A 21,816-nucleotide genomic window follows, 5' to 3' on the forward strand; every position below is an offset into this window, starting at 1 on the left:
ACGCAACGGTCCGAACGGCCCGTGCAACGAACCTTCGCGCACCCGCGAGTAACGCAATGATCTTGCGTCGGCGCGCAAGGTTGCCGCATTACGCTCGTGAAGCTCCGGCTCATAGGGTCAGGCGCTGTACGTGGCGTGGCGGGGACCTCCTGCTCGGTGGCCCCTGCTGTCCGGTGCTGTCGGTCCTCACCCGCCCTGACCGGCAGCGATGAAGGAGCCACGCGTGCTCGACCAAGGCGCACCCCCGCACCACGAGAATCGGTCCGCCCCGCCGTCCGGCGGCGTCGGGGCGCGGCTGATGCGCCGCAAGCCCGTGGAACGCCTGGTCGCGGAGGGCGGCCGGGGCGAGGGCGGATCGCTGCGGCGGTCCCTCGGACTGTGGCAGCTGACGATGATCAGCATCGGCGCCACCCTCGGCACCGGCATCTTCGTCGTCCTCGGCGAGGCCGTGCCCAAGGCGGGGCCCGCCGTCACCGTCTCCTTCGTGATAGCCGGTCTCACCGCGCTGTTCTCCGCCCTGTCGTACGCGGAACTGGCCGGCACGATCCCCGTCTCCGGGTCCTCGTACTCGTACACGTACGCAACGATGGGCGAGCTGGTGGCCTGGGTCTGCGGCTGGTGCCTGGTGCTGGAGTACGGGGTCTCGGTGGCGGCCGTCGCGGTCGGCTGGGGCGAGTACCTCAACGAGCTGCTGGACGGGACGATCGGCGTCACCATCCCGGACGCGCTGTCCGCGCCGCCCGGCGACGGGGGCGTCTTCAACCTGCCCGCGCTGATCGTCGTCCTGCTCGCGATGGCGTTCCTGCTGGGCGGGGCCCGGGAGTCCGCACGTGCCAACACGATCATGGTCGTGGTGAAGATCGCCGCCCTGCTGCTGTTCTGCCTCATCGGCGTGCAGGGCTTCCGGTCCGGCAACTACGAGAACTTCATGCCGCTCGGCATGGCCGGGGTCAGTGCGGCCGGGGCGACCCTCTTCTTCTCGTACATCGGGTTCGACGCGGCCTCGACCGCCGGTGAGGAGGCGAAGGACGCCCAGCGCGACCTGCCGCGCGCGATCATGCTGTCGCTGCTCATCGTCACCGCGCTGTACGTGCTGGTCGCCGCCGTCGCGATCGGCGCGCGGCCCTGGAGGGCGTTCGGCGAGTCGGAGGCCGCCCTCGCCGGGATCATGAAGGACGTCACCGGCGACGCGTTCTGGGGGACGCTGCTGGCGGCCGGGGCCGTCATCGCCATCGCCAGTGTGGTGCTCACCGTGCTGTACGGGCAGACCCGGATCCTGTTCGCCATGTCCCGGGACGGACTGGTGCCCAAGGTGTTCTCCCGCGTGCACCCGGGGACCGGGACGCCACGCGTCAACACCGTGATCGTCTCGCTGTTCTGCGGTGTGCTCGCCGCCGCGATTCCGCTCGGCCAGCTCGCGGACGCCACCAGCATCGGGACGCTGTTCGCGTTCGCGCTGGTCAACGTGGCCGTCGTGGTGCTGCGGCGGACGAGGCCGGACATGCCGCGGACGTTCCGGGTGCCGCTGTCGCCGGTGCTGCCCGCACTCGGACTGGCGTTCTGCGTCTGGATGATGGGCAGCCTCGACACCGTCACCTGGGTCGTCTTCGGCGTCTGGATGGCCGCCGGGCTCGTGTTCTACTTCAGTTACGGCTTCCGGCGCTCGCGTCTCGCGGCGGCCCCGGTCCCCGCGAACCCCTCGTCCCCGCCGGTTCCCCCGTCCCCGTCGACTCCAGAGAAGTGATCCACCCGCAGTGCTGAACAATCTCGACGAACGCATCGTGCACGCCCTCGCCGAGGACGCCCGCCGTTCCTTCTCCGACATCGGCCGGATCGTCGGGCTGTCCGCGCCCGCGGTCAAACGGCGGGTGGACCGGCTCCGGGCGACCGGGGCGATCACCGGCTTCACGGTCCGGGTCGATCCCGCCGCGCTCGGGTGGGAGACCGAGGGGTTCGTCGAGATCTACTGCCGGCGCAACACCTCGCCGGAGACGATCCAGCGAGGGCTGGAGCGCTATCAGGAGGTCGTCGCGGCGTCGACCGTCACCGGCGAGGCCGATGCCGTGGTGCAGGTCTTCGCCTCGGACATGCGGCACTTCGAGCGGGTGCTGGAGCGGATCGCCGGAGAGCCGTTCGTCGAGCGGACCAAGTCGGTGCTGGTGCTCTCGCCGCTGCTGCGCCGGTTCTCCTCCGGGGCGCCCGGCTGAGCGGCCCCGCCCGGCCTCAGGGGGCCGCGGTCTTCCTCGCCAGGGCGTTGTTCCCTATCGAGTTGTGCACACTGAAACTCACCGAGTCCGGGCGGTAGCGGTCGTCGGACCACTCCACCGGCCGGCCCTCGCGGGTGGTGGTGACGCGCCGGACCCGCAGCAGCGGGCTCGTGCGGCGCACGGCCAGGAACTCGGCGTCCTGGGCGCCGGCTGCCACGGCGTCGATGACGTGCTCGCCGTAGGCGAAGACCAGGCCCGTGTCGTCGAGCAGGCGCTGGGTGACCGAGGGGCAGTCCGCCTCGATCGGCTCGACGGCGGGGGAGATCCAGTCGGCGTAGACCGTGCGCTCCAGCAGGACGGGCCGGCCGTCGAGCCCGCGCAGCCGTAGCACGTGCAGGACACGGGCGCCGGTGGCGACCTGGAGGCGTACGCGGTCCTCGGCGGTGGCCGTCCGGTACTCCTGGGAGATCACCCGGCCCGTCGCCTCCCGGCCCATCGCGCGCGCCCACTGGGCGAAGCTGCGCAGTTCCGCGAAGCTCTGGCTGCGACGGCCGGCCAGGACCACCCGGCGGGCGCCCTGGCGGGAGCCGATGAGACCCTCGGCGGTCAGGGTCGCCACCGCCTGCCGCACGGTGCCCCGCGAGACGCCGTAGCGGGCCGCGAGTTCGGTCTCCGGCGGCAGCAGACTCCCGACCGTGTGGTCCTCACGGTCGATCGCCCGCCGCAGCTCCTCGGCGATCTCCTCGTGTCGCGCCGCCATGGTCCCCCTCCGCTCGTCCTTCGCCGGCTGTGCACAGCGCGCCCAGCCTAGCGAGCGGAGCCGGCAAGTGCCGGACCCCGGTAAAGAGCAGCGATTGTGCGGGAAAACGTGCACGAGTATTTCGCGGGAGTTTACCTGCGTGATATGAAGCGCGGACGTAATGAGGCCAACTTGTTCAGACAAGTGCTCCACCCAGATCGTTCCGCCGCGCGCACCCCTGGAGAGCTCGTGACCCTCTTCCTGACAAGAACCGCCGTGATCGGCGGCGGTCTCGCCGTCGCCGCCGCACTCACCCTCAGCGCCTGTGGCGCCGCCCCCGAGACCAAGACCACCGACGACGGCGTCAACGCGGCCACCGCGACCTCGGCCAAGGACTTCGGCGGCATGGACGCGCTGGTCGCGGCGGCCAAGAAGGAAGGCAAGCTCAACGCGATCGCCCTGCCCCGGGACTGGGCCAACTACGGCGCGCTGATCGACGGCTTCCAGAAGAAGTACGGGATCAAGATCGAGGTCGAGAACCCGGACGGGGCCAGCCAGGACGAGATCAACGCCGTCACCTCCCGCAAGGGACAGGACCGGGCGCCCGACGTGCTCGACCTCGGCAGCTCGTTCGCCATCAGCGCCGCCCAGCAGGGCCTGCTCGCGCCCTACAAGGTGGCCGCGTTCGGCGACATCCCCGAGGTCCAGAAGGACCCGAAGGCCCGCTGGTACAACGACTACGGCGGCTACATATCCATCGGCTGCGACGCCAAGCGCGTGAAGCAGTGCCCGCAGACCTTCGCCGACCTGCTGAAGCCGCGGTACAAGGGCCAGGTCGCCCTCAACGGCAACCCCACCAAGTCCGGCTCCGCCTTCGGCGGCGTCTGGGCGGCGTCCCTGGCCAGCGGCGGATCGTTCGACGACATCCAGCCCGGCCTCGACTTCTTCGCCAAGCTGAAGAAGAACGGCAACTACACGCCCGTCGAGTCGACGCCGGCCACCGTCGAGAAGGGCGAGACGCCCATCAGCATCGACTGGGACTACCTGAACGCCGGGTACGCCGACGAGTTCAAGTCCAAGGGCGTCGACTGGAAGGTCGTCGTCCCCGCGGACGGCAAGTTCTCCCAGTACTACTCCCAGGCCATCAACAAGGACGCGCCCCACCCGGCCGCCGCCCGGCTCTGGCAGGAGTACCTCTACAGCGCCGAGGGCCAGAACCTGTGGCTCGCCGGATACGCCCGCCCCGCCCTGATGCCCGCCATGGAGAAGGCCGGCACCCTCGACAAGACGGCCGCGGCCAAGCTGCCCGAGGTCGAGGGCACCCCCGAGTTCCCGACCGAGGACCAGCAGACCAAGGCCAAGGACGTCCTCGGACAGGGCTGGGCCAAGGCGGTCTCCGGGTGACCGCCGTCGTCACCGGGGCCGACCCCGCACTGGTGGCCGCCGCTTCCGTGAAGCGGCGGCCCCGCCCCGGGGGCCTGCTCGCCGTGCTGCCGCTGCTGGCCTTCGTCGCGATCGCCTTCGGACTGCCGGCGATCGCCATGCTCAACGGCGCCTTCACCGTCAAGGACCAGGCGACGGGCGCCTCCTCGTACAGCACGGCGAACATGACGGCTTCCGTGCAGGGGGCCTACCTCACGGCCATGCTCGGCAGCGTGAAGCTGTCCGCCGTCTCGGCCGGCATCGCCGCCCTCCTCGGACTGCCGCTCGCCCAGGCCGTGGTGACCTCCCGCTTTCCGGCGCTGCGCGAGGCCGTGCTCACCGCCTCCGGGGTGCTCGCCAACTTCGGCGGGGTGCCGCTCGCCTTCGCCTTCGTCGCCACCCTCGGCAACGCCGGTGTGCTGACCAGGCGGCTGGGTCTGACCGACAAGGGCTGGGACCTCTACAGCTTCTGGGGCCTGGTCATCGTCTACCTGTACTTCCTCATCCCCCTCATGGTCCTCACCATCACCCCCGCCCTCGACGGACTGCGCGTCCAGTGGCGCGAGGCCGCGCAGAACAACGGCGCCACCGGCCTGCAGTACTGGATCCATGTCGCCCTGCCCGTCCTCGCGCCCTCGCTGCTCGGCGGACTCGTGCTGCTGTTCGGCAGCGCCTTCGCCGCGTACGCCACCGCCGCCGCCATGGTGGGCAGCTCCATCCCGCTGGTCACCCTGCAGATCGCCGACGCCATCTCCGGCAACGTCCTCGTCGGCCAGGAGAACGTGGCGCTCGCCCTCAGCCTCGACATGGTCCTGATCGCCGGGCTGGTCATGGCCGTGTACCTGCCCCTGCAACGACGGAGCGCCCGATGGCTGGCCTGAACCCCGGGCGCCCGGCCGTGCGGCGCCCCGCCCTGTGGCGCCCGCTCGTCCTCGTCCTCGCCGGGCTCTACTTCCTCGTCCCGCTCGCCGCCTCCGTGGTCTTCACCGTCGACGTGCCGGGCGAGGGCATCACCTTCGACGCCTACGGCCAGATCCTCGGCACCGACGGCTTCGTCAGCAGCCTGCTGCTCTCGTTGGAGCTGGCCGCCGCGACCATCGCCGTCGTCCTGCTGCTGATGGTGCCCGCCATGGTCGCCCTGCGGCTCGGCGCGCCCAAGCTGCGGCCCGTCGTGGAGGTGGTGTGCTCGCTGCCGCTGGTCGTGCCGCCGATCGCGTTCGTCGCGGGCCTCGGAACCGTGCTCAAGTGGGGGCCCGAACACCTCTCCCGGACGCCGCTGTTCCAGACCTTCGTGGCGATCCAGAACCCCGACTTCCCCGTGGTGCTGGTCCTCGCCTACGTCGTGATGGCGCTGCCCTTCGTGTACCGGGCGCTCGACGCGGGCCTGCGGGCCATGGACGTACCCACCCTCGTCGAGGCCGCCCGCAGCTGCGGGGCGAGCTGGCCGCAGGCGCTGGTGCGGGCCGTCCTGCCCAACCTGCGCGGGGCGCTGCTCAACTCGGCGTTCCTCACCCTGGCGCTCGTGCTCGGCGAGTTCACCGTCGCCCAGCTGCTGGGCTTCCGGCCGTTCGCCGTGTGGATCGTCAACGTCAGCGGCTCGCAGGCCCAGCTCTCCGTCGCCGTCTCGGTGCTCAGTCTGCTCGTCACCTGGGCCATGCTCCTCGCGCTCGCCTCCTTCGGCGGCCGTACCCCAACCGCCTCCGCCTCCCGGGGATGAACGATGACCGTGCTTGAGAATCTTGAGACATCAGCGACCGGCACCGCCGCCACCGTCGAATTCCGGGGCCTGCGGCGGCAGTTCGGTTCGACCGTGGCCCTCGACGGTCTCGACCTGGCCGTCCGGCCCGGTGAACTGCTCGCGCTGCTCGGCCCGTCCGGCTGCGGCAAGACCACCGCGCTGCGGATGCTCGCCGGCTTCGAACACCCGGACTCCGGCGAGGTGCTCGTCGACGGCGAGGACGTCACCCGCGTCCCGGCCCACCGGCGCGACGCCGGGATGGTCTTCCAGTCGTACAGCCTCTTCCCGCACCTCAGCGCACTCGACAACGTGGCCTTCGGGCTGCGCATGCGCAAGGTGCGCACGGCCGAACGGCGTTCCCGGGCGGCCGAGTTGCTCGATCTCGTGGGCCTCGCCGACAAGGGCGCCCAGTACCCCCACCAGCTCTCCGGCGGCCAGCAGCAGCGCGTCGCTCTCGCCCGGGCGCTCGCCCTGCGGCCCCGGGTGCTGCTCCTCGACGAACCGCTCTCCGCCCTCGACGCCAAGGTGCGGCTCACGCTCCGCGACGAGATCCGCCGCCTCCAGCAGGAGCTGGGCATCACCACCCTGTTCGTCACGCACGACCAGGAGGAGGCGCTGTCCATGGCCGACCGGGTCGCCGTGATGCACGCCGGGCGGCTCGAACAGTGCGCCGCGCCCGTCGAGTTGTACGGCCGTCCGGCCACCGCCTTCGTCGCCGAGTTCGTCGGCACGATGAGCCGTATTCCGGGCCGGCTGGACGGTACGACGGTCGAGGTGCTGGGCCGGCGGCTGCCCGTGGACGGCGCGGCGCCGGCCACCACGGAGGTCGACGTGCTGCTCCGGCCGGAGGCGGTCGGGGTGCGGGCGGACGACACCGGTGACGCCCGGGTGGTGGCCACCGCGTTCCTCGGCGCCGCCACCCGCCTCACCGTGCGGCTCGCCGACGGCACCGAGGTCAAGGCCGACCTGCCCACCCACGAGGCGGCCACCATGGGCGCCGGCGCCGCCGTCACCGTGAGCCTCCCCGAACGGCCGGTGCTGGTCGCCGCGCGCACCACCCGCTGACCGGCCCCGCCCGGCCCCCACGGCCGGACGACACCCCGACACCCCCACGGAAAGGGAGACCCTTGTCCCGACTGCCGCTCCAGGCCGCCCTGTTCGACATGGACGGCACGCTCGTCGACACCGAGCGGCTCTGGTGGGACGCGGTGGAGGAGGTGGCCGCCGGCCTCGGACGCGCGCTGACCGAGGCCGACCAGCCGGACGTCCTCGGCCGTCCGGTCGAGCACACCGCCGCGTGGCTCGCCGGGATCACCGGCGCGGCCCCGGACGGACTCGCCGCCGACCTGCACCGGGAGTTCGCCGACCGGGTCCGCACCGGCATCGTGCCCCGCCCGGGCGCGCTGGAGCTGCTGCGGGCCCTGGCCCGCGAGGGCGTCCCCACCGCCCTGGTCACCGCCTCCCCGCGGGCCGTCGCCGACACCGTCCTCGACGCCCTCGGCCGCGACCTGTTCGCCGTCTCCGTCACCGCCGACGACACCGAGCACACCAAGCCCGCCCCCGACCCCTATCTCGCCGCCTGCCGCGCCCTCGGTGTCGAGCCCGCCGCCTGTGTGGCCGTCGAGGACACCGGCACCGGAGTCACCTCGGCCGAGGCGGCGGGCTGTGTGGTCCTCGCCGTGCCCTCGCTCGCGCCGATCGAGGAGGCCCCGGGACGGACCGTACGGGAGAGCCTGGAGTCCGTGACCCCGGCGACCCTGCGCCGGCTGGTCGACCCCGGCGGACCCGCCCTGCGCGTGATGACCTGGAACCTCTGGCACGGCGGTACCAGGGTCCGCGACCACCGCGCCAAACAGCTCAAGGTCATCACCGAGTCCGGCGCCGACGTGGTCGGCCTCCAGGAGACGTACGGCACCGCCGCGCGCGAACTCGCCGACGCGCTCGGCTGGTACCACCACCAGGCGGGCGACAACCTCGGCATCATCAGCCGCCACCCGATCACGGCCCGCTTCGGCGACCCGGACGTCGGCTTCTACGGTGCGGCCGGCGTCCGCGTCCGCACCGGCTCCGGCGCCGAGGTGGACATCTGGACGGTCCACCTGGACTACAAGCCCTACGGACCCTACGAGGCCGCCTTCGACGGACTGGAGGCCGCCGAGCTGATCGCGCACGAGGAGGTCCGGCTCGCCCAGCTGCGGGACTGTCTGCGGCGCATCGACGGCAGTGTGCCGGTCGTCCTCGTGGGCGACTTCAACAGCCCGTCCCATCTGGACCGGCCCGACGTCGACTGGCCGGTGACCCTCGCCGCCGAGACGGCCGGTCTGCGCGACTCCTACCGGGAGGCCCACCCCGACCCCGTACGGGAGCCCGGCCACACCTGGTCGCCCATCCACGTCGAGCACGAGGACGGCTCCGGCCGGCCGGAACCCCAGGACCGCATCGACTTCGTGCTGCACCGGGGCCTCACGGTCCTCGACTCCCGGACCTGTGTCAGCGGCACCCCCCGCCCCTGGCCGGACGTCGAGGACAACGACTGGCCGTCGGACCACGCGGCGGTGATCACCACGTTCGCGCTGCTCACCGCCGCCGGGACATGATGCCTTCCGATATTCCCGTGGGCCGGACGGGCCCGCCGGACTAACATCGGTGCCATGACCTGGCGACATTGATCCACCAGCCGTGCCCGCTCCCGAGGGCCGCCTCGGACGCCGCAGCGACGACGTCCGATCCGCCCCCTCGGGAAGGCCCCATGACTCTCTCACCCGCACGTGTGCCCGGTGCCCGGACCAGCGGTGTCCGTCGGCTGACGGCCACGCTGTACGGCTACGCGTTCCTCGACGACTTCGTGCTGCTCTACCCGGTGTACGCGCTGCTGTTCAGCGACACCGGCCTGTCCCTCTGGCAGGTCTCCTCGCTGTTCGCTTTGTGGTCGATCACCGGGATCCTGCTGGAGGTCCCCTCCGGTGCCTGGGCCGACGCGGTCTCCCGACGGCTGCTGCTGTGGCTCGGCCCGCTGCTCACCGCCGTCGGCTTCGCCCTGTGGGTGATCGTGCCGTCCTACGGGGCCTTCGCCCTCGGCTTCGTGCTGTGGGGCGTGCGCGGAGCGCTCGGCTCCGGTGCCCTGGAGGCGCTGGTCTACGACGAACTGGACCGGCTCGGCGCCGCCGACCGGTACGCGCGCGTGATCGGCCGGGCCCAGGCGGCCGGGATGATCGCCGTGATGGCGGCGATGGGGCTGGCCGGGCCGGTGCTCGACCTCGGCGGCTACCCGGCCGTCGGCGCGGCGAGCGTCCTGGTCTGCGTGCTGACCTCGGTACTGGCGACCCGGTTCCCCGAGCACCGTCCGACGGCCGTCGGCGGCGCCGACCGCGCCTCCACCCTCACGACCCTGAGGACCGGGCTCGCCGAGGCCCGCCGCAGCCGTTCCATGCGCGGAGCCCTGCTCCTGGTCCCCGCGGTCGGCGCGGTCTGGGGCGCCCTCGACGAGTACACCCCGCTGCTGGTCCGCGACACCGGGGTGGCCCAGCAGACGGTGCCGTACCTCCTGCTGCTGATCTGGGCCGGGCCCACGGTCGGCAGTCTGCTGACCGGCGTGGGCGAACGCCTCGGCACGGCCGGGCTCGGGGTCGTACTCGCCGTCTCGGCCCTGACCCTCGCCGGTGGCGCCCTGACGGCGACCCCCGCCGGTGTCGCCCTGGTGGGGGTCGCCTTCGGCGGCTTCCAGCTGGTCAACGTGCTCGTCGACGCCCGGCTCCAGGACCGGATCGAGGGGGAGCGCCGGGCCACCCTCACCTCGGTGGCGAGCATGGGCACCGAAGTGGCCACCGTCGCCGTCTTCGCCGGGTACGCCCTGCTCGGCGCAGACCACGCCCACAGCACGGTCTTCGCGGTGTTCGCGGTGCCCTACCTGGTGACGGCGCTGGTCCTGGTCACGAGACGGGGGAAGCCCACCGCGCGCCCCTGACACCCGCCCGGTGGGGCTGCGCCCGGGGCGGCCCCACCGGGCCCCGCACGACGGGAAAGCGCCGCCCGAGGCGCGCAACGAATCGCCGCGGACCCGGCCCAGGACGCAACGAACCGTTCACCGGCGCGCAACGGCTCCTCCTTGTCCGGCCTGGTCAGCCGCCCGTACCGTCTAGATGACCCCCAGACCTCCTTCCGGTGAGGAACACGCATGCGTACCGCCCTGCTCCAGAGCTCCGGCCGGCCCGGCTCGGTCGTCGGGAACCTGAAGGTGCTCGACGAGGCCGCGGGGCGGGCGGCCGCCGCCGGGGCGGGGCTGGTGGTGGCGCCGGAGATGTTCCTCACCGGGTACGCGATCGGTGACGACATCGCCCGGCTCGCCGAGACCGCCGACGGGGACTCGGCCGACGCGGTCGCCGAGATCGCGGGGCGGCACGGGGTCGCGATCGTGTACGGATATCCGGAGCGCGCCGGTGACGTGGTCTTCAACGCGGCGCAGCTCGTCTCCGCCGACGGCGAGCGGCTGGCGAACTACCGCAAGACCCATCTGTTCGGCTGCTTCGAGCGCGACCACTTCACGCCGGGCGAGCGCTCCGTCGTCCAGGCCGAGCTGAACGGACTCCGCGTCGGGCTCCTGATCTGCTACGACGTGGAGTTCCCGGAGAACGTCCGCGCCCACGCCCTCGCCGGGACCGACCTGCTGGTGGTGCCGACGGCCCAGATGCATCCGTTCCAGTTCGTCGCCGAGTCCATGATCCCGGTCCGGGCCTTCGAGAACCAGATGTACGTCGCCTACGTCAATCGGGTGGGCCGCGAAGGGGAGTTCGAGTTCGTCGGGCTGTCCACGCTGGCCGGTCCCGACGGAGTCGCCCGCACCCGCGCCGGCCGCGAGGAGGACCTCGTCCTCGCCGACGCCGACCCCGCCTTCCTCGCGGCCTCGCGCGCGGCGAACCCCTACCTCCAGGACCGGCGCCCCGCCCTGTACGGGTCCCTCGTCTGAGACCCGCCCCACCCCGCACACCCCTTTTCCGCTAGGAGTCCGTACCCCATGACGTCCACCGTGCCCAACGCCATCGAGCACGCAGACGAGCAGCAGCCGCCGATCACCATGTTCGGCCCGGACTTCCCGTACGCGTACGACGACTTCCTGGCCCACCCGGCCGGGCTCGGCCAGATCCCCGCCACCGAGCACGGCGCCGAGGTCGCGGTGATCGGCGGCGGGCTGTCCGGCATCGTGGCGGCGTACGAGCTGATGAAGATGGGGCTCAAGCCGGTCGTGTACGAGGCCGACCGCATCGGCGGGCGCCTGCGGACCGTCGGGTTCGACGGATGCGACCCCTCGCTCACCGCCGAGATGGGGGCGATGCGCTTCCCGCCGTCCTCCACCGCGCTCCAGCACTACATCGACCTGGCCGGTCTGGAGACCCGTCCCTTCCCCAACCCGCTGGCCGAGGCCACGCCCTCGACCGTCGTCGACCTCAAGGGCGAGTCCCACTACGCCGAGACGATCGACGACCTGCCGCAGGTCTACCGGGACGTCGCCGCCGCCTGGAACGCCTGTCTCGAAGAGGGCGCCGACTTCTCCGACATGAACCGCGCCCTGCGCGAGCGGGACGTGCCGCGCATCCGGGAGATCTGGGCGAAGCTCGTCGAGCGGCTCGACAACCAGACCTTCTACGGGTTCCTCTGCGACTCCGAGGCGTTCAAGTCCTTCCGGCACCGCGAGATCTTCGGCCAGGTCGGCTTCGGCACGGGCGGCTGGGACACCGACTTCCCCAACTCCATCCTGGAGATCCTGCGGGTCGTCTACACCGAGGCCGACGACCACCACCGCGGCATCGTCGGCGGCAGCCAGCAGCTCCCGCTGCGCCTGTGGGAGCGTGAGCCGGAGAAGATCGTGCACTGGCCGTACGGGACGTCCCTGCGGTCCCTGCACGTCGACGGTGAGCCGCGGCCCGCCGTGACCCGGCTGCACCGGACCGCCGGCAACCGGATCACGGTGACGGACGCGAACGGCGACATCCGCACCTACCGGGCGGCGATCTTCACCGCCCAGTCCTGGATGCTGCTGTCGAAGATCGCCTGCGACGACTCGCTCTTCCCGATCGACCACTGGACCGCGATCGAGCGGACCCACTACATGGAGTCCAGCAAGCTGTTCGTGCCGGTCGACCGGCCGTTCTGGCTGGACAAGGACGAGAAAACGGGTCGGGACGTCATGTCGATGACCCTCACCGACCGTATGACGCGCGGCACGTACCTCCTCGACGACGGCCCGGACCGGCCCGCCGTCATCTGCCTCTCCTACACCTGGTGCGACGACAGCCTCAAGTGGCTGCCGCTGTCCGCGAACGAGCGGATGGAGGTCATGCTGAAGTCGCTCGGCGAGATCTACCCGAACGTCGACATCCGCAGCCACATCATCGGCAGCCCGGTGACCGTCTCCTGGGAGAACGAGCCCTACTTCATGGGCGCCTTCAAGGCGAACCTGCCCGGCCACTACCGCTACCAGCGGCGCCTGTTCACCCACTTCATGCAGGACCGGCTGCCCGAGGACAAGCGGGGCATCTTCCTCGCCGGCGACGACATCTCCTGGACGGCCGGCTGGGCCGAGGGCGCGATCCAGACCGCGCTCAACGCGGTCTGGGGCGTCATGCACCACTTCGGCGGCACCACCGACACCACCAACCCCGGGCCCGGAGACGTGTACGACGCGATCGCGCCCGTCGAACTCCCGGAGGACTAGGGCCTGTCGGAGGCCCCCGGGTACGGGCAGTCGGGCAGCGGGGTCAGCAGCATGCGGCCCGTCAGGCCCACCGCCGCGTCCAGGCGCCGGGCGGACTCCTCGGCGAGATCGGGGAGCCCGCGCAGCGCCCACAGGGCGCGGGCCGCCGACCAGGTGGCCTCGCGGGCGCGTTCCAGGCTCCACGCGCCCAGCAGATGGGTGAGCGGATCGGCGATCTGGAGGAGGTCCGGCCCGGGCATCAGCTCCTCGCGCACGCGCCCCTCCAGCGACACGAGGACATCGCCGACGTGCTCGAACTCGTCCTCCAGATCGGCGGGTTCGCAGTCGAGCGCGCGGCAGGTGTCCACGACGGCCAGCGCGAGATCGTGCCCGATGTGCGCGTTGATGCCGCACAGGGCGAACTGCAGCGGCCGTACGCCGGGATGGCACCGGAACTGCAGCAACGGCCGCCAGCAGGCGGGCGCGTGTTCACCCTCGGCGACCCGCAGATAGCGTTCGGCGAAGAGCACGTCCAGGGCGACCGCCGCCTCCGTGTCCGGGAAGTGGCCGGACTCCAGCCGCCGGCCGATGTCCTGCGTGACGGTGAGGTAGACGCGGTTGAAGACGGCGATCCCGTCCCGCGCGGGAAGGACCGCGTCCAGCGCCCGCATACGGGAGACGACCGTGTCCACTGCGTCCACGGCAGGGGTGGACTGTTCCGACTGCGCCATAGGGGGCAGGGTCCCAGGCCGGGCCCGCCTCGGCCGCCGCCGTGCCCGGCGCGTCCCCGGAACGGGGTAACGCGACGCGCCGGAGCGGCTCCCTCCGCGCCCGCCCCGGCCGGTTCCGGCGCCCGTGTCAGGGCTTCGGGTCGAGGACCGCCGAGTCGGTGCGGGGCACCCGGGGGTGGTGCCGCTCGCCGGCCCGCAGCACCCCCGCGAAGGCGACCAGCCCGCACGCCAGCGCGGTGACCAGGCCGAACGAGACGACCAGGCTGGTCAGTTCCGCCAGACCACCGATCGCGCTCGGCGCGACCAGTCCGGAGGTGTACGTGATGGTCGCGACGCCCGCGATGGCCAGACTGGGGTTCGGCCCGCTGCGGCCGGCCGCGGCGAAGCAGAGCGGGACGACGACCGCGATGCCGAGGCCCATCAGGGCGAAGCCGCCCATCGCGACCGCCGGCTGGTCCGAGACGACGATCAGGACCCCGCCGAGCACGGCCAGGGCGCCGCTCGCCCGCACCGTGCGGACGGCGCCGAAACGGTTGACGACCGCGTCGCCCGCGAGCCGGGCCACCGCCATGGTCAGCATGAAGCCGGTGGTGCACGCCGCCGCGAGTCCGGCCGACGCCTCCAACTGGTCCCGCAGGTAGACCGCCGACCAGTCCAGCGCCGCCCCTTCCGCGAACACCGCGCAGAACCCGACCGCGCCGATCAGCAGGGCCGACTTCGGAGGCAGTGCGAACCGGGGCGGCGGCTCCTCGTCCTCGGTGGGCCGCAGATCCAGTACCCATCGGCAGGCGACCAGACCGAGGAGGGTGAGCGTGGCCGCCGCCAGCCCGTGGTGCAGCCGGGCGTCCGAGCCCAGGTGGGCGGCGAGGGTGCCGCCCGCCGAGCCCACGAGGGCGCCCACGCTCCACATGCCGTGCAGGCCCGACATGATCGACTTGCCGATGCGGCTCTCGACCTCGACGCCGAGCGCGTTCATCGCCACGTCCGCCATGCCCGCCGACGCGCCGTACACGAACAGCGCGAAGCAGAGCGTCCACAGGTTCGGCGACAGGGACGGCAGGACCAGGGCGAGCGTCCACAGGGAGAGCAGCCCGCGCAGGGCCGTCCGGGCGCCGAAGCGGTGACTGATCCGGCCCGCGAGCGGCATCGCCAGTGACGCGCCGATCGCCGGAAAGGCGAGGGCGAGGCCCAGCTGGCCCGCGCTGACCCCCGCGTGGTCCTGGATCCACGGCACGCGCGTCGCGAACGAGCCGGTGACGGCGCCGTGCACGGCGAACACGGCCGCCACGGCGTACCGCGCCCGCCTCACCTCGCGCTGCTCGTAGACCGTCACGCCCATTCCTCCGCCTCCCTGTGCACTGAATGCGCCGAGCCGTCGGCGCGCACGGCGACACCCGGGGGTCCGTCCGCCGCGTGACCGCCCCTGGGACTTCCGGTTCCCCGATGCCCCGCGCCCACCCCGTTCCGTCGCGCGCAGTAAACTATCAGGAACCCTGCCTGATAAATAGGGGGCGGTCGCCGAGGCCACCGGCCGCGCGGCGCCGCAGATCTGGGAGGATCCCGGCATGCCCGCATCACCCAGCACCGCCCGAGCCATCAACGACCGGCTCGCCCTGCGGCTGCTGCAGCAGGAAGGGCCGCTGACGGCCGGGCAGTTGAAGCAGCTGACGGGTCTGTCCCGGCCCACGGTCGCCGACCTCGTGGAGCGCCTCGCCGCCGCCGGGCTGATCGGCGTCGTCGGGGAGTCGGGCGAGCAGCGGCGCGGGCCCAACGCCCGTCTCTACGGCATCGTCGCGGACCGTGCGCACCTCGCCGCGCTCGATGTGCGCACCGAGGGCGTCACCGTCGTCGTCGCCGACCTGCTCGGCCGCGAACTGGCGCGGGCGTCGGTCCCGATCGCGGACGACACCGGCACGGGGCCCGCCGTGGAGCAGGCGGTCGCCCTGGTGGAGCGCGCCGCGAAGGAGGCGGGCGCCGACCGGCTGCACACGGTGGTGGTCGGCGCCCCCGGCCTGATCGACCCGGCCACGGGCGAACTCCGCGACTCCAGCGGCCTGCCCGCATGGCACCGCCGTCTGGTCGCCGCCCTCGGTGAACGGCTGCCGGCCCGCGTGCTCGTCGAGAACGAGACCAACCTCGCGGCCCTCGCGGAGCAGCGGGACGGCGCCGCCCGCGACCGCGACACCTTCGTCCTGCTCTGGCTCGGCCTCGGCACCGGCGCCGCCGTCGTCCTCGACGGCCACCTCCGCCGGGGCGCCTCCGGCGGCACGGGCGAGATCGGCTTCCTGCCGGTGCCGGGTCCGGCCACGCTCCCCTCGGCCACCGACTGCGAGGGAGGTTTCCACTCCCTGGCCGGCGCGGCGGCGGTCGGCGCCCTGGCCGAGGCGCACGGTCTCACCGCCGGGGCCGCACCGGGCGAGCCGCACGCGGCGACGCTGGTACGGGCGGCGGCCGGGCCCCCGCCGGGCGGCACCCCCGCCGGGCGAGCCGTACCCGGCGACACCCGGGCGCCCTTCCTCGACGCCCTGGCCGACCGTGTCGCCCTCGGCGCGGCCTCCGTCGTGGCCGTGCTCGACCCCGGCTGTGTGGTGCTCGGGGGTGAGGTCGGACAGGCCGGCGGGGAGGAACTGGCCGTCCGGGTGGAGCGGCGCCTGGCGGCGATGTCGCCGTTGCCGACCGAGGTGCGCGCGAGCGGGCTCGGCGGGGCGGCCGTGCTGCGCGGCGCGCTGCTCATGGCCCGCGAGGCCGCACAGGACGAGGTGTTCGCGCCGCCCGCCCGGTGACGGCCGGCTTCGCCGGGCCGTGCGTGCCGCCGGAGGTGCGTGCCCGCCGCGGGGAAGTGCCCGAGGGACCCGGCGACGGGGCAAGGGCCGTCGTCACCGTCGCCGGGCCGTTCCGGGCGGGTACCGCGACCGCAGACTTTAAAAGGACTAGACCAAGCGGGTCAATGGGTCTCGCCCCTTTCGAGTGGGTTCGTCGGCAAGGGAGTTGACCCTTGGTCAGGGAGATGTGGAGGTGTGCCGGTGACGCTGAAGAAGTCCAGTGACACGGACTGTGAGCCACCCCACAGTTCTCACCCGCATGGGTGTCGACCGGGCGTGGCACACTGGCTCTGTACCAGAAGCAGCGCACTCCGGGGTCGGTGAAAGTCCGAACCGGCGGTTACAGTCCGCGACCCGGTCGCTTCCAGCGGCCGGTTGACCAGGTGAAATTCCTGGACCGACGGTTAAAGTCCGGATGGGAGGCAGTGCGCGGCGGGCGGGCATTCGTGCGCGCTGCCGTCTGTTTTTGGCCTACCCCCTCAGGGGTGGGTCTTCACACGGCGTCGCTCCCTGTGCCGCTGTCCGCTCATGTCTGTCGTCTTCGACAGCCCCGGAGTCCGTGCCCTACGAGGCAGGAGGACCCGGGAAGTGTTCACCGGAATCGTCGAAGAGCTGGGTGAGGTCACCGCCGTCGAGAAGCTCGGCGACTCCTCCCGCTTCCGTCTGCGCGGCCCCGTCGTCACCGAGGGCGCGCGCCATGGCGACTCCATCGCCGTCAACGGCGTCTGCCTCACGGTCGTGGAGCACGAGGACGACTGGTTCACCGCCGACGTCATGGCGGAGAGCCTGCAGCGCTCCAGCCTCGGCGCCCTCACCGTCGGCTCCCGCGTCAACCTCGAACGCCCCATGGCCGTCGGCGACCGCCTCGGCGGGCACATCGTCCAGGGCCACGTCGACGGCACGGGCGAGGTCATCGAGCGCAAGCCGTCCGAGAACTGGGAGATCGTCAAGATCTCGCTCCCCGCGGACCTCACCCGGTACGTCGTCGAGAAGGGCTCCATCACCGTCGACGGCATCAGCCTCACCGTCGTCGACGCGGGCCCCGACCACTTCACCGTCAGCCTCATCCCGACCACCCTCGACCTGACCACGCTCGGCCGCAAGCAGCCCGGCGACCCGGTCAACCTGGAGGTGGACGTCATCGCCAAGTACGTCGAGCGCCTGCTGGGCGACCGCGGGACGACCGGCACACCGGGAGCGGGACAGTGAACGCGCTGAACACCGTCGCCTTCACCGCCTTCGGCCAGCAGATCCTCTGGTCGGACATGATCGGCAACATCCTCGGCCTGATCGCCCTCGCCCTCGGCGCGGTCCGCTCCCTGTGGAACTGGCCCGTGCAGTTCCTCTCCGGCCTCGTCCTCTTCGGCGCCTTCGTCGGCCACCTCACCGGCAGCGCCGGCAAGCAGGTCATCGTCATGGCCGTCGCCGCGTACGGCTGGTGGCAGTGGAACCGTACGAAGGGCCAGTCCGCGGACGGCGCCATCACCCCGCGGTTCGCCACCTGGCGCGAGCGCGGCGGCCTGATCGCCGGCGCCGTGCTCGGCACCCTCGCCGTCGGCGGGATCTTCACCGCGTTCCCGACCCTGTCCTGGGACCCCTGGCCGGACGCGTACATCTTCACCGGCACCATCGTCGCCATGTACGCCCAGGCACGCGGCATGGTCGAGTTCTGGTTCGCCTGGCTGCTGGTCGACCTGGTGGGCGTCCCGCTCAACTTCGCCAACGGCTACGCCTTCTCCGGTTTCGTCTACATCATCTACGGCGCGCTCGTCCTGTGGGGCATGCGCGACTGGTGGCTGCGCTCCCGCAAGCCCGTCCTGGAAGGAGCTCCGGCATGACCACGGCGCCGATCCTCTACAGCACCGGCGACATCGAGAACTTCGCCCTCGACCCCGTCGAACAGGCCATCGCCGACATCGCGGCGGGCCGCCCGGTCGTCGTCGTCGACGACGAGGACCGCGAGAACGAGGGCGACCTCGTCATCGCCGCGGAGAAGGCCACCCCCGAGATCATCGCCTTCATGATGAGCGAGTGCCGGGGCATGATCTGCGCCCCCATGGAGGGGGACGAGCTGGACCGGCTCGAACTGCCGCAGATGGTGCAGCAGAACACCGAGTCCATGCGCACCGCCTTCACCGTCACCGTCGACGCGGCCCCCCGGCACGGCGTCACCACCGGCATCTCCGCCGCCGACCGCGCCACCACCCTCCAGCTCCTGGCGAGCGGCACGGCCGAACCGGGCGACTTCGTGCGCCCCGGCCACATCTTCCCGCTGCGCGCCCGCACCGGCGGGGTGCTCGTGCGCGACGGCCACACCGAGGCCGCCGTCGACCTCGCCCGCCTGGCCGGTCTGCGCCCGGCCGGCGCGATCGTCGAGATCGCCGGCGAGGACGGCCGGATGCTGCGCCTGCCCGAACTGATCCCGTTCGCCCGCAAGCACGGCCTGACGATCATCTCCATCGAGGACCTCATCGCCTACCGCCGCTCCGCCGAGCCCACCGTCCGGCGTGAGGCGAAGACCCGGCTCCCCACGGCCTTCGGCGACTTCACGGCCCACGGGTACCGCTCCACCGTCGACGGCGTCGAGCACGTCGCCCTCGTCCACGGCGAGATCGGCGACGGCGAGGACGTCCTCGTCCGCGTCCACTCCGAATGCCTCACCGGCGACATCTTCCACTCGCTGCGCTGCGACTGCGGCCCCCAGCTGCAGACCTCCCTCGAACGCATCGCCGCCGAGGGCCGGGGCGTCGTCGTCTACCTGCGCGGCCACGAGGGCCGCGGCATCGGACTGCTGTCCAAGCTGCGCGCGTACGAACTGCAGGAACTCGGCCGCGACACCCTCGACGCCAACCTGGAACTGGGCCTGCCCGCCGACGCCCGGGACTACGGCGCGGGCGCGCAGATCCTGACGGACCTGGGCGTCCGCAGCCTGCGCCTGATGACCAACAACCCCGAGAAGACCGACGCCCTCGTCCGGCACGGCCTGCGGGTCACCGACCGCGAACCGATGCCGGTCCGCGCGGGCGAGCACAACCTCCGTTATCTGCGCACCAAGCGCGACCGGATGGGTCACGACCTGCCCTGGCTGGACACCGCGACGGCGTCCACCTGCGGCAACCAGTAACGACCAGCGGCACGAACCACGCAACAGCAGTCCCAGGAACCACAGGCATCAAGGAGCAACGTGAGCGGCAAGGGCGCACCCGAACTGTCCGTACGCAACTGCGGCGACCTGCGCGTCGCGGTCATCGCGGCCCAGTGGCACGAGAAGGTGATGGACGGCCTCGTCGAAGGCGCCCTGCGCGCCCTGCACGACCTGGGCATCGACGAGCCGACCCTCCTGCGGGTCCCCGGCAGCTGGGAACTCCCGGTCGTCGCCAAGGTCCTCGCCGGCCGCGGCTACGACGCCATCGTGGCCCTCGGCGTCGTCATCCGCGGCGGCACCCCCCACTTCGAGTACGTGTGCCAGGGCGTCACCCAGGGCCTCACCCAGGTCTCCGTGGACACGGGCGTCCCCGTCGGCTTCGGCGTACTGACCTGCGACACCGAGGAGCAGGCCCTGGACCGCGCGGGCATCGAGGGCTCGAACGAGGACAAGGGCCACGAGGCGGTGACGGCGGCGGTGGCGACCGCGACCATCCTCCGCTCAGTATCTGAACCCTGGCGCTGAGGCAGGGGCGGTTGCGCGTAGGCTGAGCCTCACCATGTCCAAGAAGACGTTCGAGGAGCTGTTCGCCGAGCTCCAGCACAAGGCCGCCACCGGCGACCCCGCCACTTCCCGCACCGCAGAACTGGTCGAGAAGGGCGTCCATACCATCGGCAAGAAGGTCGTCGAGGAGGCCGCCGAGGTCTGGATGGCCGCCGAGTACGAGGGCAAGGAAGCGGCCGCCGAGGAGATCTCGCAGCTGCTGTACCACGTCCAGGTGATGATGGTCGCCCGCGGCATCTCCCTGGACGACGTGTACGCCCACCTCTGAACCGCACCGCACACCCCCTCCCGAACGAACGAAGGAAGCTCGCCTCATGCTGCGCATCGCCGTCCCCAACAAGGGTTCCCTGTCCGGACCTGCGGGGGAGATGCTGCATGAGGCCGGCTACCAGCAGCGCCGGGAGTCCAAGGAGCTGCGGATCGTCGACCCGGTCAACGAGGTCGAGTTCTTCTACCTCCGCCCCCGCGACATCGCGATCTACGTCTCCTCCGGCCGCCTCGACATCGGCATCACCGGCCGGGACCTGCTGATCGACTCCGGCGCGAACGCCGAGGAGATCCTCCCGCTCGGCTTCGCCCGCTCCACCTTCCGCTTCGCCGCCAAGCCGGGAACGGCGACCGGCGTCGGCGACCTCAAGGGCAAGACGGTCGCCACCTCCTACGAGGGCATCGTCGCCGGCCACCTCGCGGACAACGGCATCGACGCCTCCGTGGTCCACCTCGACGGCGCCGTGGAGACCGCCATCGAGCTGGGTGTCGCCGAGGTCATCGCCGACGTCGTCGAGACCGGCACCTCCCTGCGCAACGCCGGCCTGGAGGTCTTCGGCGACCCGATCATGAAGTCCGAGGCCGTCGTCATCCGCCGCGTCGGCGCCGGCACCTCCGAGGACCCGGAGAGCTCGGAGCACGAGGCCAAGGTGCAGCAGTTCCTGCGCCGACTCCAGGGCGTCCTCGTCGCCCGGACCTACGTGATGATGGACTACGACTGCCGCGTCGAGCAGTTGGAGAAGGCCGTCGCCCTCACCCCGGGCCTGGAGTCCCCGACCGTCTCGCCGCTGCACAACGAGGGCTGGGTCGCCGTGCGCGCCATGGTCCCGGCCAAGGAGGCCCAGCGGATCATGGACGATCTGTACGACATCGGTGCCCGGGCCATCCTGACCACCGCCATCCACGCCTGCCGACTCTGACGGCCGGGGAGTCGTTTCACCATGCCGGACCAGTCCGTCCTCCCCACCCTGCCGGTCACTTTTCGGCCGGGCCGCACCCGTGCCGTGCTGCTGACCGCGGCGGGCGCCATCTTCGCGGTCATCACGGTGGTCGCGCTGCTGCTGCCGACACTCGGCCCGGGGGAGCGCCTCAGCTTCGTCTTCACGGCGGCCCTGCTCGCCGGGGTGCTCGGCCTGCTCTCCCGGCCCCGGGTGGTGGCCGACGAGTCCGGGGTGACCGTGGTCAACATCACTGCCAGGCGGCAGCTGGACTGGGCGGAGATCGTGCAGGTGAACCTGCGGGTCGGCGACCCCTGGGTCTTCCTCGACCTCACCGACGGCACCAGCCTGCCCGCCCTCGGCATCCAGCCCGGCATCGCCAAGCAGCGCGCCATCGAGGACGCCCGGACCCTCCGGGCCCTGGTCGAGGCCAGGTCGGTCACCGAGCCCGACCAGCACCGCGACTGACCCGGCCGCGGCAAAGAGGCGCGTCGGGGGCCGGCCCCCGGGGACGGCCGGGAGCAAGATCAGGGACGACTCGGGGCCGCCGCCCCT

General features: G+C 72.1%; 21 protein-coding genes and 1 riboswitch. Of the genes, 18 read left to right on the plus strand and 3 right to left on the minus strand.

The genetic code is table 11. The features are described from left to right. The first annotated feature begins 223 nt into the window (after nt 1–223). Both PYR72_RS39290 and PYR72_RS39295 read left to right on the plus strand, forming a co-directional pair. Nucleotides 224–1,744 (plus strand): amino acid permease, encoded by a 1,521-nt coding sequence (locus tag PYR72_RS39290; protein ID WP_275459703.1) that lies wholly within the window; start codon nt 224–226, stop codon nt 1,742–1,744. A 10-nt stretch (nt 1,745–1,754) separates the two neighbouring features. Then, nucleotides 1,755–2,207: an Lrp/AsnC family transcriptional regulator gene (locus PYR72_RS39295; protein WP_059083342.1), complete on the plus strand. Its 453-nt coding sequence runs from the start codon at nt 1,755–1,757 to the stop codon at nt 2,205–2,207. A gap of 16 nt (nt 2,208–2,223) precedes the next feature. Here the strand turns inward: PYR72_RS39295 and PYR72_RS39300 are convergent, their stop codons facing one another. After that, nucleotides 2,224–2,967, minus strand: a complete 744-nt coding sequence (locus PYR72_RS39300) for a GntR family transcriptional regulator (RefSeq protein WP_013005053.1) — start codon at nt 2,965–2,967, stop codon at nt 2,224–2,226. Nucleotides 2,968–3,195: 228 nt separating this feature from the next. On the opposite strand from PYR72_RS39300, the gene PYR72_RS39305 reads away from it, so the two are divergent. From PYR72_RS39305 to PYR72_RS39340, 8 genes are all read left to right on the plus strand, one after another. Next, nucleotides 3,196–4,350, plus strand: coding sequence for an extracellular solute-binding protein (locus tag PYR72_RS39305; protein ID WP_275459704.1), 1,155 nt, complete (start codon nt 3,196–3,198; stop codon nt 4,348–4,350). Then, entirely contained in the window at nt 4,347–5,249 is a 903-nt protein-coding gene (locus tag PYR72_RS39310; protein ID WP_059083340.1) for an ABC transporter permease subunit, read from the plus strand. The genes PYR72_RS39305 and PYR72_RS39310 overlap by 4 nt, the downstream gene beginning before the upstream one ends. Next, nucleotides 5,237–6,085: an ABC transporter permease subunit gene (locus tag PYR72_RS39315; protein ID WP_275459705.1), complete on the plus strand. Its 849-nt coding sequence runs from the start codon at nt 5,237–5,239 to the stop codon at nt 6,083–6,085. Before PYR72_RS39310 ends, PYR72_RS39315 begins: the two co-directional genes overlap by 13 nt. A 3-nt stretch (nt 6,086–6,088) precedes the next feature. Further along, nucleotides 6,089–7,171 (plus strand): ABC transporter ATP-binding protein, encoded by a 1,083-nt coding sequence (locus tag PYR72_RS39320; RefSeq protein ID WP_275459706.1) that lies wholly within the window; start codon nt 6,089–6,091, stop codon nt 7,169–7,171. Between the two features lie 62 nt (nt 7,172–7,233). Beyond that, nucleotides 7,234–8,703, plus strand: coding sequence for an HAD-IA family hydrolase (locus PYR72_RS39325; protein WP_275459707.1), 1,470 nt, complete (start codon nt 7,234–7,236; stop codon nt 8,701–8,703). 152 nt (nt 8,704–8,855) lie between these two features. Continuing rightward, entirely contained in the window at nt 8,856–10,070 is a 1,215-nt protein-coding gene (locus PYR72_RS39330) for an MFS transporter (protein ID WP_275459708.1), read from the plus strand. 210 nt (nt 10,071–10,280) lie between these two features. Beyond that, complete coding sequence (locus PYR72_RS39335) at nt 10,281–11,069, plus strand: carbon-nitrogen hydrolase family protein (protein ID WP_275459709.1); 789 nt, start codon at nt 10,281–10,283, stop codon at nt 11,067–11,069. A gap of 48 nt (nt 11,070–11,117) precedes the next feature. After that, nucleotides 11,118–12,815 carry an NAD(P)/FAD-dependent oxidoreductase gene (locus tag PYR72_RS39340; RefSeq protein ID WP_275459710.1) on the plus strand — a complete coding sequence of 566 codons (1,698 nt, stop codon included), beginning with the start codon at nt 11,118–11,120 and terminating at the stop codon, nt 12,813–12,815. Here PYR72_RS39340 and PYR72_RS39345 read toward each other — a convergent pair. Both PYR72_RS39345 and PYR72_RS39350 read right to left on the minus strand, forming a co-directional pair. Further along, entirely contained in the window at nt 12,812–13,525 is a 714-nt protein-coding gene (locus tag PYR72_RS39345; RefSeq protein ID WP_275459711.1) for a DUF5995 family protein, read from the minus strand. The two genes, PYR72_RS39340 and PYR72_RS39345, sit on opposite strands and share 4 nt — an antisense overlap. Nucleotides 13,526–13,652: 127 nt before the next feature. Next, nucleotides 13,653–14,864 (minus strand): MFS transporter, encoded by a 1,212-nt coding sequence (locus PYR72_RS39350; protein ID WP_275459712.1) that lies wholly within the window; start codon nt 14,862–14,864, stop codon nt 13,653–13,655. Nucleotides 14,865–15,090: 226 nt separating this feature from the next. Between PYR72_RS39350 and PYR72_RS39355 the strand changes: the two genes are divergently transcribed. From PYR72_RS39355 to PYR72_RS39390, 8 genes are all read left to right on the plus strand, one after another. Then, a complete protein-coding gene (locus PYR72_RS39355) occupies nt 15,091–16,308 on the plus strand; it encodes an ROK family transcriptional regulator (RefSeq protein WP_275459713.1) in 1,218 nt (405 codons plus the stop codon). Between the two features lie 341 nt (nt 16,309–16,649). Further along, nucleotides 16,650–16,780, plus strand: a riboswitch (FMN riboswitch). Between the two features lie 155 nt (nt 16,781–16,935). Continuing rightward, on the plus strand, nt 16,936–17,556 hold the full coding sequence (locus tag PYR72_RS39360) for a riboflavin synthase (RefSeq protein WP_275459714.1): 621 nt from the start codon (nt 16,936–16,938) through the stop codon (nt 17,554–17,556). Then, on the plus strand, nt 17,553–18,185 hold the full coding sequence (locus PYR72_RS39365) for a nicotinamide mononucleotide transporter family protein (RefSeq protein ID WP_059083330.1): 633 nt from the start codon (nt 17,553–17,555) through the stop codon (nt 18,183–18,185). The genes PYR72_RS39360 and PYR72_RS39365 overlap by 4 nt, the downstream gene beginning before the upstream one ends. Beyond that, on the plus strand, nt 18,182–19,471 hold the full coding sequence (locus tag PYR72_RS39370) for a bifunctional 3,4-dihydroxy-2-butanone-4-phosphate synthase/GTP cyclohydrolase II (protein ID WP_275459715.1): 1,290 nt from the start codon (nt 18,182–18,184) through the stop codon (nt 19,469–19,471). The genes PYR72_RS39365 and PYR72_RS39370 overlap by 4 nt, the downstream gene beginning before the upstream one ends. A gap of 60 nt (nt 19,472–19,531) precedes the next feature. After that, complete coding sequence (ribH, locus tag PYR72_RS39375; protein ID WP_275459716.1) at nt 19,532–20,017, plus strand: 6,7-dimethyl-8-ribityllumazine synthase; 486 nt, start codon at nt 19,532–19,534, stop codon at nt 20,015–20,017. Nucleotides 20,018–20,051: 34 nt separating this feature from the next. Further along, nucleotides 20,052–20,324, plus strand: coding sequence for a phosphoribosyl-ATP diphosphatase (locus PYR72_RS39380; protein ID WP_013005073.1), 273 nt, complete (start codon nt 20,052–20,054; stop codon nt 20,322–20,324). A gap of 46 nt (nt 20,325–20,370) precedes the next feature. After that, nucleotides 20,371–21,243 (plus strand): ATP phosphoribosyltransferase, encoded by an 873-nt coding sequence (gene hisG, locus PYR72_RS39385; protein WP_275459717.1) that lies wholly within the window; start codon nt 20,371–20,373, stop codon nt 21,241–21,243. Nucleotides 21,244–21,264: 21 nt separating this feature from the next. Continuing rightward, nucleotides 21,265–21,729: a PH domain-containing protein gene (locus PYR72_RS39390; RefSeq protein ID WP_275459718.1), complete on the plus strand. Its 465-nt coding sequence runs from the start codon at nt 21,265–21,267 to the stop codon at nt 21,727–21,729. The last annotated feature ends 87 nt before the right edge of the window (nt 21,730–21,816 follow it).

Source organism: Streptomyces sp. VNUA24, assembly GCF_029167005.1.
In the GTDB taxonomy this organism is placed as follows: domain Bacteria; phylum Actinomycetota; class Actinomycetes; order Streptomycetales; family Streptomycetaceae; genus Streptomyces; species Streptomyces scabiei.

Excerpts from the sequence above, each read along its gene's own strand:
- PYR72_RS39355 (WP_275459713.1), top strand. The coding sequence starts at position 15,091 with ATGCCCGCATCACCCAGCACCGCCCGAGCCATCAACGACCGGCTCGCC.
- PYR72_RS39380 (WP_013005073.1), top strand. The coding sequence starts at position 20,052 with ATGTCCAAGAAGACGTTCGAGGAGCTGTTCGCCGAGCTCCAGCACAAG.
- PYR72_RS39350 (WP_275459712.1), bottom strand. The coding sequence starts at position 14,864 with ATGGGCGTGACGGTCTACGAGCAGCGCGAGGTGAGGCGGGCGCGGTAC.
- PYR72_RS39345 (WP_275459711.1), bottom strand. The coding sequence starts at position 13,525 with ATGGCGCAGTCGGAACAGTCCACCCCTGCCGTGGACGCAGTGGACACG.
- PYR72_RS39340 (WP_275459710.1), top strand. The coding sequence starts at position 11,118 with ATGACGTCCACCGTGCCCAACGCCATCGAGCACGCAGACGAGCAGCAG.
- PYR72_RS39320 (WP_275459706.1), top strand. The coding sequence starts at position 6,089 with ATGACCGTGCTTGAGAATCTTGAGACATCAGCGACCGGCACCGCCGCC.
- PYR72_RS39370 (WP_275459715.1), top strand. The coding sequence starts at position 18,182 with ATGACCACGGCGCCGATCCTCTACAGCACCGGCGACATCGAGAACTTC.
- PYR72_RS39300 (WP_013005053.1), bottom strand. The coding sequence starts at position 2,967 with ATGGCGGCGCGACACGAGGAGATCGCCGAGGAGCTGCGGCGGGCGATC.
- PYR72_RS39315 (WP_275459705.1), top strand. The coding sequence starts at position 5,237 with ATGGCTGGCCTGAACCCCGGGCGCCCGGCCGTGCGGCGCCCCGCCCTG.
- PYR72_RS39330 (WP_275459708.1), top strand. The coding sequence starts at position 8,856 with ATGACTCTCTCACCCGCACGTGTGCCCGGTGCCCGGACCAGCGGTGTC.
- PYR72_RS39390 (WP_275459718.1), top strand. The coding sequence starts at position 21,265 with ATGCCGGACCAGTCCGTCCTCCCCACCCTGCCGGTCACTTTTCGGCCG.
- hisG (WP_275459717.1), top strand. The coding sequence starts at position 20,371 with ATGCTGCGCATCGCCGTCCCCAACAAGGGTTCCCTGTCCGGACCTGCG.
- PYR72_RS39335 (WP_275459709.1), top strand. The coding sequence starts at position 10,281 with ATGCGTACCGCCCTGCTCCAGAGCTCCGGCCGGCCCGGCTCGGTCGTC.